12 protein-coding genes and 2 pseudogenes are annotated in these 15,697 nt (G+C 61.7%); 8 read left to right on the plus strand and 6 right to left on the minus strand.

The features are described from left to right. Positions 1-144: 144 nt before the first annotated feature. A pseudogene (locus NKJ89_RS18435) lies at positions 145-1,520 on the minus strand (ISNCY family transposase). Positions 1,521-2,038: 518 nt separating this feature from the next. Here NKJ89_RS18435 and NKJ89_RS18440 point away from each other — a divergent pair. Then, positions 2,039-2,617, plus strand: coding sequence for a recombinase family protein (locus NKJ89_RS18440; protein WP_352486291.1), 579 nt, complete (start codon positions 2,039-2,041; stop codon positions 2,615-2,617). A gap of 70 nt (positions 2,618-2,687) precedes the next feature. Beyond that, positions 2,688-3,716: an alpha/beta hydrolase family protein gene (locus tag NKJ89_RS18445; RefSeq protein ID WP_352486290.1), complete on the plus strand. Its 1,029-nt coding sequence runs from the start codon at positions 2,688-2,690 to the stop codon at positions 3,714-3,716. Positions 3,717-4,115: 399 nt separating this feature from the next. On the opposite strand, the gene NKJ89_RS18450 is transcribed toward NKJ89_RS18445, so the two are convergent. Continuing rightward, on the minus strand, positions 4,116-7,556 hold the full coding sequence (locus NKJ89_RS18450; RefSeq protein ID WP_352604517.1) for an AAA family ATPase: 3,441 nt from the start codon (positions 7,554-7,556) through the stop codon (positions 4,116-4,118). Positions 7,557-7,803: 247 nt separating this feature from the next. Here NKJ89_RS18450 and NKJ89_RS18455 point away from each other — a divergent pair, with 247 nt between their 5' ends. From NKJ89_RS18455 to NKJ89_RS18475, 5 genes are read left to right on the plus strand one after another with little or no spacing between them, the layout of a single operon-like run. Further along, entirely contained in the window at positions 7,804-8,325 is a 522-nt protein-coding gene (locus tag NKJ89_RS18455; protein ID WP_352604519.1) for a conjugal transfer protein TraD, read from the plus strand. Between the two features lie 21 nt (positions 8,326-8,346). Beyond that, on the plus strand, positions 8,347-10,395 hold the full coding sequence (locus NKJ89_RS18460; protein ID WP_352604521.1) for a type IV secretory system conjugative DNA transfer family protein: 2,049 nt from the start codon (positions 8,347-8,349) through the stop codon (positions 10,393-10,395). Between the two features lie 7 nt (positions 10,396-10,402). Beyond that, positions 10,403-11,485: an AAA family ATPase gene (locus NKJ89_RS18465; protein WP_352604523.1), complete on the plus strand. Its 1,083-nt coding sequence runs from the start codon at positions 10,403-10,405 to the stop codon at positions 11,483-11,485. Continuing rightward, positions 11,482-11,901: a hypothetical protein gene (locus NKJ89_RS18470; RefSeq protein ID WP_352486285.1), complete on the plus strand. Its 420-nt coding sequence runs from the start codon at positions 11,482-11,484 to the stop codon at positions 11,899-11,901. Before NKJ89_RS18465 ends, NKJ89_RS18470 begins: the two co-directional genes overlap by 4 nt. After that, the gene (locus NKJ89_RS18475; protein WP_352486284.1) at positions 11,898-12,695 is read left to right on the plus strand and encodes a hypothetical protein; all 798 of its coding nucleotides are present in this window, start codon (positions 11,898-11,900) and stop codon (positions 12,693-12,695) included. Before NKJ89_RS18470 ends, NKJ89_RS18475 begins: the two co-directional genes overlap by 4 nt. A gap of 399 nt (positions 12,696-13,094) precedes the next feature. On the opposite strand, the gene NKJ89_RS18480 is transcribed toward NKJ89_RS18475, so the two are convergent. The 3 genes and pseudogenes from NKJ89_RS18480 to NKJ89_RS18490 form a co-directional block, all read right to left on the minus strand. Continuing rightward, positions 13,095-13,391 carry a hypothetical protein gene (locus NKJ89_RS18480; RefSeq protein WP_352604525.1) on the minus strand — a complete coding sequence of 99 codons (297 nt, stop codon included), beginning with the start codon at positions 13,389-13,391 and terminating at the stop codon, positions 13,095-13,097. A 57-nt stretch (positions 13,392-13,448) separates the two neighbouring features. Next, positions 13,449-13,767: pseudogene (locus NKJ89_RS18485) on the minus strand (DUF736 domain-containing protein). A gap of 713 nt (positions 13,768-14,480) precedes the next feature. Then, positions 14,481-14,726: a hypothetical protein gene (locus NKJ89_RS18490; protein WP_352604527.1), complete on the minus strand. Its 246-nt coding sequence runs from the start codon at positions 14,724-14,726 to the stop codon at positions 14,481-14,483. Between the two features lie 119 nt (positions 14,727-14,845). On the opposite strand from NKJ89_RS18490, the gene NKJ89_RS18495 reads away from it, so the two are divergent. Further along, on the plus strand, positions 14,846-14,989 hold the full coding sequence (locus tag NKJ89_RS18495) for a hypothetical protein (RefSeq protein ID WP_352486280.1): 144 nt from the start codon (positions 14,846-14,848) through the stop codon (positions 14,987-14,989). Positions 14,990-15,208: 219 nt separating this feature from the next. Here the strand turns inward: NKJ89_RS18495 and NKJ89_RS18500 are convergent, their stop codons facing one another. Further along, the gene (locus NKJ89_RS18500) at positions 15,209-15,586 is read right to left on the minus strand and encodes a GNAT family N-acetyltransferase (RefSeq protein ID WP_352604668.1); all 378 of its coding nucleotides are present in this window, start codon (positions 15,584-15,586) and stop codon (positions 15,209-15,211) included. Between the last annotated feature and the right edge of the window lie 111 nt (positions 15,587-15,697).

The following is a 15,697-nucleotide window of genomic DNA, read 5'->3' on the forward strand; positions in this document are numbered from 1 at the left end:
GAGTTTGAAACGGCAACGGAAACGTGCCGCGTCGAGCGAAATGGCTCAGACTTTGGATACCGATGAAGCACCCTGAAAGGTTTCGCCATGGACAAATGAACTTGCCTTGACGCATCACTCCTCATGTGAGCTTTGAGAGCTGATTCACTCGGCAGCATCCAGCCTTGCCAGCGCTTGTTTTCGACGCGCGATAATCGCAGGATCATTCATGAAATCCGTCCTGCGGCCCGGCTTCGTTCCGCGCTTCCTGTAAGCGATCTGTTCGCTGTTGGTCTTGATCTTCGGCGGAGGCCGCGCCTCGTCCTGCTGAGCCTTGATCCAGGTCAGCACTTCGCCGAGCCGCTTGTTCTCGGTGACCGCGGCGTGGGTGACGCGCTGCTCTTTGTCGAAGACAGTGTAGGGCAGGGAGCATGCCTTCCACCGAACATCCAGGCGACCGTCGGCGAACTCGTAAATGTCGACATATCTGCCGACTAGGCCGCATGAGATATCATTCTTCTCCAGCATGATCTGCTTGCGTTCATAGGAGAAAGACAATTGCTGGCCGACATAGCGCTGCTCGCGTTTGCAGAGCAGGTCGCGGAGTCGATCAGCCGGCATGTTCAAGACACGGTGCAGATTGTCCGGCCGGGTAGGGATCTTCGCAAACTTGTCGTTGAAGCTGGTCGTGAATGCCGGCAGAAAAGCGTTGGCTTCTTCGATATCTGAGATGCCAGCAAGACGCAGTTCCTTCACAAGCCGGTCCTGCAGCGTGCGATTGACACGTTCAGCCCGGCCCTTGGCCTGGCTAGAATTGGCGCACAGGATCTCGATGTTGAGTTCGGAAAGCGCTCGCCCGAATTGCGTCATGCCGCGGCCGGCGCTGGCTCGGCCCTCGCCACCCGAAACACCGTGTGCTTGTCGGAGTAGAACGCTATCGGGCAACCATGCGCCTTCAGATAAAGCTCCAGGGCCTCGAAGTAACTGAACGTGCTCTCCGACTTCACAAAGCGAAGCTGCTGGAGCTTGCCGGTCGCGTCATCGATGAAGACGAGCAGGGTGCATGGGTCGCCGCGCTCCTCGAACCAACGGTGATCACTGCCGTCGATCTGCACCAGCTCGCCATAAGATTCCCGGCGCAAACGCGGCTGATGGAATGTCCGACGCTGCTTGTGCGACAGCCAAATCCCAGCCTCCGCCATCCATTTGCGCAATGTCTCGCGCGACACGACCAGGCCGTGGTTCGCGGCCAGCTTCTCGGCCGCCAAGGTCGGGCCGAAGTCGAGATAATGTTCTCGGACCAACTGGATCGCCAACTCGCCGACGCCGGCGAAATATCGATGGTTCGATGGTCGTCCTCGAGCCTTGTGCCGAAGTGCCGCAGCGCCTTCAGCCTGGAACGTCTTCAACAGACGCTGAACTTGCCGAGCCGACAGTCCCAGCAGCCGTGCGGCCGACACCATGGTCGTGCGCCGCTCCACAACTTTCGAAAGCACCTCAATGCGTTGCAGCTCGCGCTCGCTCATGAGGATCAATCCCATTCTGCCGTCTCCCTCGCTCGACAGCGAGCAGGGCGACATTCCTACTTTGCAGAATCAAGACATTTTAACTTTGCGCCAATATGTCAAAGTTCCATAAGATAGATTATGCAACTTTCACCATTTACAATTAATATTTCTTCAATTATTTAGAGTATTCACGGTGAACATCTGGCATCATACTCGCGATAGCCCACCGGAAATCTCTCAACTGTTACAGTAGGCACTCCTCCTATAAGCTTCAGTTAGACAGATCTATGCTACTTAGCACCACCTCACCGCCTGACACGACTCAACGGGAGACTCTGAACTCTTCCGTAACGCCGAAGGCCGGCGTTCCAGGTCGGACCATATCGACCCATTTCGCGCAGCTTCTTCGGCAGATCGTTGCTGCGTCGCATAATTCCTAAAAGCTGCAACAGATCGGCCGTCCCCTGAAAGTCAGGGGGTTTTTGTGTCGCATGTCTTTGTCGCAAGTGATAATTGTCCTTGCGACATAACTTGCGAAGAAGCCCGCCACGATGATGATTGGCTATGCCCGGGTCTCCACCCAGGGCCAGGACCTCGACCAGCAGCACGCGGCGCTTGGCGCGGCCGGCTGCATTCGCCTCTTTGAGGAAAAGGTTTCCGGGGCAAAGCGAGATCGGCCCGAGCTTGTGAAGCTCCTCGACCATTTGCGCCCCGGCGACGTGGTGACGGTCACCAGGCTAGACCGCCTCGCCCGATCGACGCGCGACCTTCTCGATATTGCCGAGCGGATCAGGGAGGCCGAGGCCGGCTTGCGATCTTTGGCCGAGCCATGGGCCGACACGACGACGCCGGCCGGCCGCATGGTGTTGACCGTGTTCGCCGGCGTTGCGGATTTCGAGCGATCCTTGATTGTGGAGCGCACCAGCGCTGGCAGGATCGCGGCCAGGGCACGTGGAGTGCGGTTCGGTCCTTCCCCTGCCCTATCGGCCGACCAGGTCACGCACGCCCGTCAGCTCATCGCCCAAGACAAGCCTGTGACTGAGGTTGCACGGCTCCTGAAGGTGCATCGAGCAACCCTTTATCGGGCGCTAAACAGTGTGGAGGGATGTCCAGCCGCCTCTGTCGAGTGAATGAAGTACGGCGGGACTTCAGCATTGGTTTTATGATGATAGGTTTCCGACCTGCAAGAAAGGAGAGAAAATGTTCCGTTATCTAGCGCGCCGTTATGATCGCAAGCACGTTCTGAGATCATTAGAACGACAGAGGCGTATTCATGATAAGGCGGTTCCATTTTCTCAAGATGGTTCTGACGAACTGGTCTTCAATGAAATTTCCAAGGGCGAGGCGTTTTTCGCACCTATATTGCCAGCTGTTCCGTTAAGGGAAGAAGCGGATGGTGTTCTATTCCAATCTGATATTTCAACTGACGACCTGACGAACAATGCGTTCGAATGCGTTGTTGCCGACAGCGGATTGAAACAACATGCGATTGTTGTGTTTCATCATTGGTATGCTCGGAGTCGGTATCCGGCATTTTCAAAATACTTCGCTCGAAAGGGCATAACGGTTATTGAAGCTACACTTCCGTATCATTTTGGGCGGGCTTCGAATGACTATTCTGAGGAGAAACTTTTCAACGCGAATTTAGGGCGCACCGTCCAGTCGATGAGACAGGCTGTCTTAGATGGCCGTAAGATTGTTCGTTGGCTTTATGATCAGGGGTATCAGAAAATCTCGGTTGTAGGGATGTGTTTGGGTGGCACTATTGCGGGTCTCGTTGCTGCCCAAGAGCAGAAGGTTGATAAGGCGGTTCTCATGGTATCGCCGGGAAGCCCAGCTGATCTCGTCTGGACTGCGGAGACCATGACGGCCTTACGTGGTCGTATTGAACCGTCCATGTCACTGGAAGGGCTAAGAACCGCTTGGGGTCTCATCGATCTAGAGAAGCATCTTTTCGGCCTTACCCGTCCTCGTCTGGATTTGATGTTCTTGCTCGGTAAGGACGATACGGTTGCGCGCCCAGAAGGCTCTGAGCGTCTCATTAAGTTGCTGGCGAAGTGCAATCTTCCGCCTGAGGTCGTGCGGCTGAATTGCGGGCACTCATCAATTGGAATGTTCCCCTACAATTTGATCGCGGCTCGGAAGGTTCTTCGTTTTTTGAAAGAAACCCCGACCCTGTCAGAGCTTTGGGAGGTCCGGGGGTTTCGCTACGACTTTAGTGAGGTTTGAGCTATTTGATGTCTCCGCGCCGGATCGGGGCGAGGGCGCGCCGGATGCGGTTCGGTCTCTCCCCTGCCCTATCGGCCGACGAGCTCGCCCATGCGCGACGGTATCAACGGCGATATTGAGCGCGGTCGAGGTCGCCCGGCTCCTGAAGGAGCATCGCGCGACCCTCTACAGGGGCACCAGTACCTCTGCACAGAGGTTTGGTTGGTAGGCCCGAAGTGACGGCAGTTGATTTGGCTCGAGGGCGACACCTGGCTGCCTGCGGATCAGGCCGGTACCTGTCCTCTCGGCGCGCTCACGCTTCGGGCCGATTGCAGCCTCCGCAGATGGGGGGCATCAAGGCTCCGCGCTGGATGAAAACGACCGCCGGCCCACGCGCCGCTTTCATAGCAGCCCTTTTCCCTACTGCTTCAGCCGTGTCGACTTGGATTCTCGCGCTGAAAGACGCTCAGTTTCGGCCTGTCGCCTGGACGCGACTTCACCAGATCGGGCCGCAGAATAGAGAGCCGCGGCCTCACCCAACCTGCCCTGCTCGGATTTCGGTGCGGACGGATGTTCAAACGGTTTGCCCGATGCTGTCGCACGAGCGATTTCGCGAGCGCCGTCTTCACCGAAACGGGCTTCAATCGATTTCCTGAATGTGGCGATCTCCCGACTGACCTCCTGATCGGCTGACACCGCCTTGAAGGCTTCGGCTCGCTCGCGATCATCCTTGGCCATTGCAATTTTTCCGAGCGCGGCTTTCGCCCGATCCGAAACATCCCTTACCTCCACCGCGTCAGCCTTGAGCTGCCTTTCGGCCTCGGCGCGATAGGATTGCTCGGCCAGGTTCTCGAACTCGGCAGCCCGGACAATGTTCGGACCGATCGCCGCGGTTGCTCTATGAGCTGCTTCCCGCTCCTCACGAGCCTTAGCGCCGGCGAAGAACCCTTCCCTGCCCCGCAGTTCGCCAAGCAGTGCTGCATCAACCGATATCCGTTGAGCAGCACTTGTCGGGCCGTCTCGCGCAATGATTTCGTCGAGACGCCGCGCCGCGGATTTCGGATCACGGTAGGCGGTCTGCAGATAGATTGAGCGAGCCTCGCGCTCGCGCTGTACATCCGCATCGCGACTGACAGCAGCGGCGATGCTTTTTTCGTCGATCGATCGCCCAAAGCTGTCGCGGCGCACGCCACCAGCAGCCACATCCTGGAATGCAGCTATCAGCACCCTGAGGTCCGCTGGCCGGTCGGGGGTGGTGCTGGGCGACCCCTCTTCATTTCTGGCACCTGGAACGGCCTGCCGATTTTCGGTTTTGCTCGCCACGACCCGATCATCAGCTGGCCCGCGGCGATAGCTGCCTACTGCCTTTTTTGACTTCTGCGCCACGACGGGCTCAGGCGTCGCGCCTCGATGCTCAGGCCGACGCTGGCTCTCCGCGTTCTTGGGAACCGCGCCGGACTGCATTTCCGGAGTGCGCGGATCTGCCTGACGCATGCCCGCGTGTGCCTCTTCGGCAACTGAAGCCATCCGCTGCTCCTCTGGTTCCCGGTCATCCTGAGCTTGCCCAACATGCAACACTGTCCGAGCGTTCTCCGTCGCCCGTCCCTCGTCCAACTTCGCCCGTTGTTCCGCGCTGAGCTCGTCGCGTGTTGCATAAGCCACTGACGCCGCCTTGATCTCGTTGCGGCCGATCTGGCGGGCGAGCTGCCGCAAATCCCGCGCAGTCTGGGTCGCCACGAAGATTGTCGCGCTCTCACGCTGCCTCGTCAGCGCAACATAGCTCGAGGCGGCACGCCAGTGATGCGTGTGCATGAGATAGGTATGGTCGAGCGTCTTGCCCTGGCCTTTGTAGATCGTGCCGGCATAGCCGTGCCGGAATCCAGAAAACTCCGATGCATACCATTCGACCTTCCGCCCTTCCCGGCCTGCCGCCGCATCGAGCACGACACCTATGCGGCCAAAGTTGCGGTCAATGCTGGTGATCACGCCGGCATTGCCGTTGTAGATGCCGGCGCCCTTCAGCGTATCCGTGAACTGCACCCGGTCGCCGACCGCGAACGCGGCCTCCCCGTGCTTGGTGGTAAACACAAAGTCCTCACCGAGCTCACCACGTTCGCGACGAACCGCGCGCAGATCCTTGTTCAGCGCGTCGACATCCTTGTTGGTGTAGGCGAACACGAACCGCGATGCCGTCGGATTGGAGGCAGCAGCCTTGGCCCACCGTTCGACCAGTTTTTCTCGCAATTCGTCCTGCTTCGACGTCCACACCACCGATTTGTTTCGCGCGAAGGCCCGCAAGGCTTGCTCGAAGCGCCCGTCCGACAGATCGCGCGCCGCCTCTTTTTGCCAATCCACCTTCTGGCGTGTCACCTGCGTGATCTCGGCCGAGCCGTGTTCTTTCTTCAGTTCGGTGAACAGCCCGCCGCGCTCGATCGAGCCGAGTTGCCGGTCGTCGCCTGCCAGCACAACCTTGGCGCCCGACAGCCGCGCTTCGCGTAACACCTCGCCGGTCACCTTGGCGTCCATCATCGCCGCCTCGTCGACAACAACCAGCGTGCGATGGTCCCACTGCACACGGCCATTCTTCAGCCGGAACAGTTCGGCATGAACGGTGGACGAGCGCGCAAAACCGTCCTCCTTCATCGTCTGCGCCACGGCGTTTGTCGGCGCCAGTCCGACAACCCGATAACCCGCCGCCTCATGCGCCTCGCGAATGGAGCCAAGTGCAAAACTCTTTCCCGTCCCGGCCCGGCCTTCGATTATCTTTAGCCCGCCGGACTCCGTCGCATGATCGAACGCGGCCAACTGATCCGCGCGCAGTTCCTGCACGGATACGAGCCGCTCGCGCGCCCTTGCCCCGACATCGCGATGTGACCCTCCGGCCACGCGCCGACCATCGGCAAGCGCCAAAATCTCCTGGTCGCGCACCGCCCGCGTTGTCCAGCGTCCTGCACTCTCGCCTGTCTCCCGGTCATGCAGCGCCAGCACATCGTCACGCCCGAGCACCTTGCCCCTCACATCCGCCCGTTCGCCCTCATCGCGAATGTGCCTTTTCAGATGCCGGTCCAGATCGTACTCGGAAAAGCTCGCCTGGTTGCGCGTCAGAACAGCGAGCACATGGTCCGGATCGCGCGCGGCTTCTTCGTTGGCTCGCCTGATATGCTCGGCCCGCACATTGGCCTCCGCACCCGGCGTGCGCATGCGGATCGGGCCGATATGCTCCTGCGGCACCGCGCTCGTCGCATCGACGCGGATCAAAAGCCCCTGTTCGGCAAAATAGCGGTTCTGATGATCGCGCCACAATTGTCCCCAGGCCTCACCCTCAGCGACAATGGCCCGCCCCCCGCCCCGCTTGATGACGGGATCGAGATCGCGCGCTTTTTTGGCGGCAAACCCCTCCTCCCCAAGACGCCGCGTCGTGATCAACAAATGCGCATGGTAATTAGCCCGCTCGCCCTTGCTCTCCGCCCCATGCGGCGCATGGACATCGAGCTGCACCGCCAGCCCTTTCGAGACAAAATGTTCCTGCGCAAACGACCTTGCCAGCTCCACCCGGTCGTCATGGCCAAGCTCTTCATTGGCCGGCAGGGCCAGCACGAGCTCGCGCGCCAGCTGCGCGTCCTTGCGTTTTTCCATGGCCTCGGCCGCGTTCCACAGCGCATCGCTCGACGCCAGCTCTGACGGTGCGCCTTCCGGCAACAGCACCTCGTGATGCTCCGGCGCCTCGCGGTGCTTGAAGTAAAACACCTCGCCGGTGCGTTGCGCCTTGATCGCCTCGCGGCCGTTATAGGCGGCCGAGCGCACCGCACTGCCGCCGTCCGAGCGGGAGATGTAGCGGGCACGGGCGAAAGCGATAGCCATTGCCGCAGGATGCCATCACTGACCCGCCGGTGCAAGCAAGCATTCGGAGAATGCATATTGCGTCTGCAACAATTCATCGGCCAGCGTATCGACTTACCTTCGGCGATGTGGCAGAACCGTAGCTGCGGACCACGCCGGGACCTTGGTTGCATCCCCCGGCATATACAAAATGGGGTTGAAGAGACGCGCCCTGGCTGGCAAAGTCCGGCCGGGCTTGGTGGACGGAGAAAAGACGGAGATTCTCGTCATGGCCCGTACCTCGCTTGCCGAACGCATGAGCCGCCTGGAGCAGCAGCGGGCCAAGCTCGCCGAGCAGGAAGCCAGGCTCAAGGCGGACGAGCGCAAGCAGCGCACTCGCCGCCTCGTCGAGGCCGGAACCCTCATCGAACGGGCAGGGTTGATCGATCTCGAGGAAGCCGCCCTTTATGGCGGGCTGCTGTCGCTGGCCGAGAGCGTGCGCGACAGGACCAAACTCGCCGAGTGGACGAAGGCCGGCAAAACGGCGCTCGATCAGGAGACGGTTGGCAAAGACGCAACAAACGAACCGTTGACCGTCACCTTCCCCGCTCCGCTGCCGACCCCGTTCGTCACCCGCCTGCGCGGCGCCGGCCTGCGCTGGAACAAGGTCCTGCGGCACTGGGAAGGGCTGGCCGATCACGACGTCATCGCAGCACTGGCCGCCGAGCAGAACGGTACCGTGCGTCGCGTCCATCCCACGGCAGAGTTCGATGGGGAGCGGGATCGCGGCCGAATATCTGAACGCTCATAGCGCTGACGCCGGGGGACAAAAATGTTCGGTCGGCTATCCTACGATCTCGCCAAGACGCTGTTCAAGGCAGCCGTCGCCATCCTGCCGCTCGTCATCTGGTACCCAGCTTGGCGCTATGCCCATACCCTGTGGGGCGATTTGCTGATCGGTTGGTATCTGGACGGCTTGTCAGCCTCCTCGCTCCTCTACCGCTTCGCCTATTCCGCATGGCCGTCGATCGCGCTCATCGGTCCGGCCGCCACCATGAGCGCAGCGCTTCTTCTACGCCGATCCGGATTGGCGCTACCGACGACGTCGGCCGCTGGTATCCTCGGCATGGTGGCCGCAACCATTCTCACCGTCTGGCCCGAAGCGACACGGCTGCTCGAACTGCGGCCGGCCTATCCTTGGTCCGCCATTTTGAACGCGGCGGACATGAGCGTCTTCTATGCCGGTGCCGTCGGGTTTCTCGCCAGCGTTGCCGGAACAAAAATCCTGATGGGCGGGTCGTTGCGCCCACACTCCGTTGCGCCGATCGAACGCGCCGCTTCCGACATTTTTGGCCACGCCGACTGGATGGACATTCGCGAAGCGCAAAATCTGTTTGGTGGTGCCAACAGGTCGCCGGGCACAAAAGATCTAGGCGGCATCGTCATCGGCGAAGCCTACCGCGTTGACCAGGACGCGCCAGCGCGGCGCAGACAAAACTTCGATCCGCGCGATCAAAAAACCTGGGGCAAGGGTGGCAAGTCACCTCTGCTCACCTTCGACCTCTCCTGGGGCGGCACGCATGGCCTCGTCTTCGCCGGATCGGGCGCCTACAAAACTGTGTCCGTCTGCGTGCCGACGCTGCTCACCTGGCGCGGCTCGATCGTCACCCTCGATCCCTCCTCCGAGCTTGCCCCGATGCTGACCGGCGCGCGCACGGCCATGGCCCGGCGCGTCATATCGATTGACCCGATGAAGGGCACCGGAGCCTTCAATGCGCTCGACTGGCTGACAAAAAATTCGCCGCTCATCGACGGCGACATCCGCTCGGTCGTCGACTGGATATGCGGCGAGAAACACACCGCCACCCGTGATGCGCCGCACGGCGCCTCCGGCAAAGTCTTTTTCGAGGGCCGTGGCAAGGCCATCGTCGAGACCCTGCTTTCCGACATCGTTTTCGATAAAAATCTGCCCGACGACAAACGCAATCTCATCACGCTGGCGCAACGGCTCGCCTTGCCGGAGCAAAAAATGCGGGACGAGCTGGCGCGCATTTTTGAACACTCCTCCTCGCATCGCGCCCGCCATCTCGCCGGCCAGTTGATGGGACTGGTCGCCGAGACGTTCTCCGGCGTCTACGGCAACATGAGCGAGCAGACCGAATGGCTCGCCAATCCCGCCTATGCAAAACTGCTGTCGGGCAACAGCTTTCGCACTGCTGATCTGGTTGCCGGCAATCTCGACCTCTTTATCAACATCCCGATGAAGGTGCTAGAATCGACGCCGGCGCTCGCCCGTGTCGTTGTCGGATCGTTGCTGAATGCCGTCTATGAGGCCGACGGTGTGTTGCCCGGCGGACGCGTCGTCTTCCTGCTCGATGAGGTCGCACGTCTTGGCTACATGACATCCCTGGCCCGCGCCCGCGATGCCGGCCGCAAATACGGCATCACCCTGGTCATGCTCTATCAGTCCGAAGGGCAGCTCAGGGAGCAGTGGAGCGACGGCGGCAAGAGCGCCTGGTTCGAAAGCGCATCCTGGCGATCCTACGCCGCGATCGGTTCGCTCGAACAGGCTCGCGCTGTGTCCGAAGCGCTCGGCGAACATGGCGTCGTGCTGAACTCCGAGACAAGGAATCGCGGCAAAAGCGCAAAGCCGCTCGAGATCGGCACCGCCTCGACCGGCGCCTCGGAGCAAAGATCCGAACGCGGCCGGCGGCTGGCGACCGTCTCAGAAATTCTCGCCGACGCCCGGGCAGACGAGCAGTTCGTTTTCGTCCAGGGCCGACAACCGCTGCGCTGCGGCCGCGCGATTTATTTTCGCCGGCCCGAAATGGTCGCACGCGTCGAGAGCAACCGTTTCGCGCCCCAAAGCCAGTCAGGTTGAGCAAGAGATGCAGCGCGTTCTGGTCCCGATCATCCTTGGCCTTGCCGTTCTGATCGTCGTGCTTGCGCTGCTGGAAGCCTATTCCGGCGTCATCCTCCTCGTCGCGATGACCGTCATGGGCTGGCGGCTGGCGCATGCCGACAAATATGGCCTGCCGGCATCGCGGAAATTTTTGCAGGGGAACGATCGGCGAGACGTTGAAACCAAATCCGCTCTTCCCATCCGGACGTCAAAACATCGGCCGCTCGATGAGGTGCTGGCCGAACTCGACGCCATGACCGGATGGCGCTCCGTCAAGGCGGAGGTCAGGAAATTGGTCGCCGTGCTGCAGGCCGAGCAGGAACGTCGGCGCCACGGCATCAACACCGCACCTCCAAGCTTGCATCTGGTCTTCCTTGGCAATCCAGGGACCGGCAAAACTACGGCGGCACGTCTCATGGGCGAAATACTTGCAGCCCTCGGCCTCCTCAGATCCGGCCATGTCGTCGAGGCCGATCGGAGCCAGCTTGTCGCCGGCTATGTCGGCCAGACCGCGATCCTGACACGGCAAGCCGTCGAGGCAGCGCTCGATGGCGTGCTGTTCATCGATGAGGCCTACGCCCTGGTGCCGGAGGGACAAAAAAACGATTTTGGCCGCGAGGCGATCGACACGCTGCTGAAGCTGATGGAGGACCATCGGGATCGATTGTGTGTCATCGCCGCCGGCTACACTGGCGAAATGCGCCGCTTCCTGGATTCAAATCCCGGCCTGCGCTCCCGATTCACCAGGACAATCATGTTCGAGGACTATTCGGCTGAAGAGCTGGCGGGGATTTTTCGCAATCTCGCCGACCACGAAGGTTTTGTGCTCGACGCCGGGGCCAAGGCCCAGGCCAACCTTGCCTGCGTCCGCATGGAGGCGGAAGGTGGAGACCATTTTGGCAATGCCCGCGCAATCCGCACGCTTTGGGAAGGCACGCGCGAGGCGCAGGCCATGCGCCTCGCGACAAAGGGTGTCGGAAATGCCGGCCGCGACGCCATCATGACCATAGGGCCCGAAGACATTGAGACGGCGATGGCGACATACGAGCGGCAGGGGTCAACCACATGACGGATGAAACGCTCTTCTCATCTGTGCGAGCCACGCTTCTACGCTGGCTCAGACTTGTTCCCGCCCTGTTCCGGCGCGATCCGCTGTTCCGCTATGCCGCGATCGCCGCTGTCCTGGCTTCGATCTTTCTGGCTGTCAGTATCGGTCATGATGTCGCCGGCCAGCGCGACGATCGCCCCACCGACGCTGGAAAGAACGCCAGCACCCCGCCGACGGGTCGTGATAATTTCGAACAGGGCAATGCGTCTTCGGCCGCGAGATCGCAGACGGAACCGCCTGCACCTGGATCAACCTTGGAGCCGGCGCACGAGAAAACGCCTGCTGTCGCTCCAGGCCGGCCGCTACAGGGGATAGAAGTGGCGCCAGCGCCGCACGACAATTTTGGAACCGTGCCGATGGAAGGATCATCACCATGATGCAAAGAAAAAGTGTGGGCGGGCTGGCGCTCGGCATTGCGATCGCAGCATTGATTTTCGTTGAGGGCCCCGGCTTCGCCCTGGCGCAAGACCGGCAGCCAGAAACCCAGATGCAGTTGGACCGCATCGAGCGGAAACTCGATTCGCTGATCGAGCAGCTCGGCATCACCGGACAGGGGGGCGCATCGGCAAAGAGCAACGACAGCCTGCCCGCCACTGGCAACGATGCCGCGAAGCAGGCTTCCACCGAAGGTGGTGCGAGCCAAAGTTACCAGCGGGGCGCGCTCGCCATCGCCCGCGTCGCGCCAGCCAAAAAAGACAATCTTCCAGAGATCCCCGCCGACAGCGTCGGCAGCTTTATCTATATCGGCGGCGCCATTCCCCTCAGTGAGCAGTCACGCAACGGTGTGCTCTACACCGGCCTCACCTCAGTCGAACTCCAAGGCTGGCTGAAGATTGCTGAGCCCGGCCGCACGCAGCTCGCCGTGGAGTACCGCGCCACCACCGGATACAACGTCTTTGCCAAACCCGGCTGCATTGCCTCGCTCTGGCTTGAAGATCGCTCGATCGGCTCCCAGCACGGCGAAATCCCAATGCCTGCACGGGAGCAAAAAAGCGTCTCCTTCATCTTCGGCGCCGACCTTCAGCCCGGTCTCTACAAGCTTCGCGCCTGGCTGGCCTGCACCGAGCCGCGTGACCTGCGAGCCCTTTACGCCCAACTGCTCATCAAGACGCCTAGCGATATGAACCTGCGCATGATCGACAGCGGCGAATTGCTGCACCAGGGGTCGTAAAGGCCATGACGCGAACCAGAAAGGAGCACAGCCAATACGCCGTGGACAAGGTTTCGTCGAGGAGCAGGAGCCGAGTCCAGTCGCTCTCCTGGAGGCATTGAAATCGGTCCTGCGCGCTGCGCTGCCGCGCCATAGGCCAGAATGACGACGCTCCCAGCTGACAGTGGATCGGCGCCAGTCTGGCGGAAATCAGTTCCGCCGCCTATCGATTATAGCGGGCTTGGCGGTTCTCAATTCCGCAATCCTGAAAATCTCGGCCAGGCACTCCCTTCCGTTTCGCCGTCGACCGGCCGCACTGGCTGATAGACATTAGTCTCCAGCCACTCTGCATAAGAAAAGCCCGGCGACGGCGCGTTCCGCGGCGGGGCTTTTTGGGACGCGTTCGCCCAGTCGGACTCATTAAGGCGGCGCCCGATCAGCCATAGCCGCCTTGTCTTCGATGAGTTTCGCCGCGACATCGGCCGACAGCGGCATGAAGCCATAGCCGTGAGCGACGGCTGCGTCGTGAAGATCCTCAAGCCTCTCGAACGCGTGACCGTGAGTGCCGAGCCAGAGTGCAGGGTCGTCGGTCACGTCGTGCGGGAACGCTTGCAGGAAGTAGGTTCGAAGTGGCGGGTCGTAACCGATGACAGTGTCTGGATCCGAGCGGCCCTGTCCGCTGACGGTGCCAGTAACGGTGATGGTGTAGCGGCTCATTGCAACCTCCTTTTGCCGGTGGGGATCCGGCCCCGGAAGGGGCCGGCCACCGATGCCTCACTGGGGGTTGTTCCAGAGGATGACCTTCTTGTTTTCCTCGCCGCCCGGGGCGGGAGCGAGATTGCCGAAGATCACGCCGATCTCGGGGGCTTCCAGCTTGAAGGTACTCCTCGCCCGAACGCTGGGAGGTGCGGTGCCAGCCGGCTCCGATCTCGAAGCCCGTGCGCTTGTTGACGATCCGGTAGTCGGGCGCGTCCTCGCGCGACTTGTTGGTGTTCGGGATGAGGGTGATCGGGGCGTTGACCCGGAGCGTGGCAAAGACGCCTTCCATCGAGCCGTCGGCTTTGGTGGTGAGGTTTGCGATCATGGTGGCCATGGTGGTTCTCCTTCGGTTGCATCGGGACCATTCCCGATGGCGCCAAAGGAGAGGACCCTCCTGCTGCGGTCATCTCGGTGAAAATTCTGGAAAATTCTATTTGCCGAAAAATAGCGGGCAGGCCCTTCGCCTGCCCGCAGACAAAAAACAGAAATCGAATTTTCCTGAATATTCGTCGAGTGTACCCCCAACGGGGGTTGACCGCACAAAGCAGGCGGTCGTCTACAAAGGCGACATGAAACGGGAATGGCCCCGGATGCGGCAGATGGACAAGAACTCAGGCCGCCATCGCTTGACGGCCGACGCAACGCTGCCGGATCGCAGGAACAGGCTGCAGCCTCTCCGGTCATGTCGTCGGCACCGCCAACACATCGAATAGCAGCCTGGCGCGTAACCGCCTTGCATGTTCGGTATGGCGGCATAGCGGTTTCGAGATCGGAGCCGGCTGGCAGCGAACTTCACGCCCCTCGCGGACGATGCCGCGAAGTCAGGTTGGATGACCCGGCAAGCCAGGATATTGTCCGGCACGCTTGCACCCGCTTGAGAGGCGAGAAGCGTCAAGATGATCATCCGCACAATGCCCCGCGGCTCTGCGCGTGGAGCGGTTTCGAGAGGGCCGGCCCTGGCTTTCGTACAAGTGGAGTAGGCGGCGCGGGGTCGGATCAAGCAGATCGGATCGGACCCGCCGGGCTGTCGGCGGGACCGCGCGTACATCATCCTGGCAACGCCAGACGCTCGTCCGGCATCATGCGGGCTTCGGCTTGGCGGCGAATGTCTGGACCGGCATGGCGGAGCATGGCGCACCAGTCTCCCACATTGTACGTCGTCGCCATGCTGCCCCTGGCCAGATCGTAGATGACGCACGGCTTGTTCGCGATGGCGAGCCGAAGCACGTTGACGGCCGTGCCGGGCGATGCGCCGTCCCAGACCATCATGCCAAAGTCGGCGCGCCGCGCCATCTCCCGGTCCTTGGTGGCGTGGACCCAGTATCCTTCGGCACCCTCAGGAGAAGGAATATGGTAGGCTGCCCAGTCGCCGAGATTGTTGCGGGGTTCCTTGCCCGCATGGAAGACCCCACATGGTCGTAGCCGTAGCCGGCGAGCAGGCCCTGCGCCTCGGCATCGGCTCCGGGCGCGTCGCCAATCAGCACGCCGTGCTCGGCAGCAACGATTGCGCCGATGCGAGCGATGGCAGGTTCCGGCAGCTCGAATATCTCGCGTGATCCACCTATGAATATCATCGAGATCGTGACTTTCCCTTCTCTCCAGCGTCTCCCGCCCGGCTCCGGCCGCCCTCTGCCTCTGGCCCTGCGCGAGGGATCGTCACCCGAAGGCCGAGACGGCGAAGCCGGCTCGGGGAGCGAAAGAACGCCGCGACGAGAGCCCGGCCGGCCGCAGGCCGGCGCGCCCGGACCCTGCCCGAGGCGCTACGCGCGTGGAGCTCAGTGGCCTTTGTCGGCCAGCCAGAGGCTCACGTCCTGGATCGAGCGCATGAGCCCCGCCGGATTGTCCCGCGCGGGAATGAAGCCCCAGCTCTGCAAGTAGCGCTCGGCCTCGGCGTCGATCGCCCGCACCACCACCGCGCGGCCGCCGACGATGTCGGCGCCGGCGACGCAGCGATGCAGCGCGTCCTTGACCAGGCCGCTGCCGATGCCTTGTCCGGCATAGCGGTGGTCGACGGCGAGTTGTCCGATCAGCAGGCAAGGGATCGGATCGGGCGGCCGTCCGGTGCGGATCGCGCGCGGCGCGCTGTTTGGCTGGATCACGTCCGGCGCAAGGCCGTGATAGCCGACGACTGTTCCCTCGTCGTGAACGACCAGGACCCGGGTAAACCCGCGGGCCTGGTTCGTTCACGCGAAGCCGGCCAGCCAGGCGTTGAGCGCCGGCTTGCCGCAACCAAAGCTGTCGAGGCGGTGCGCGTCGTCGAGGAG

The organism is Mesorhizobium sp. M0047 (genome assembly GCF_040323315.1).
Lineage (GTDB): Bacteria > Pseudomonadota > Alphaproteobacteria > Rhizobiales > Rhizobiaceae > Mesorhizobium.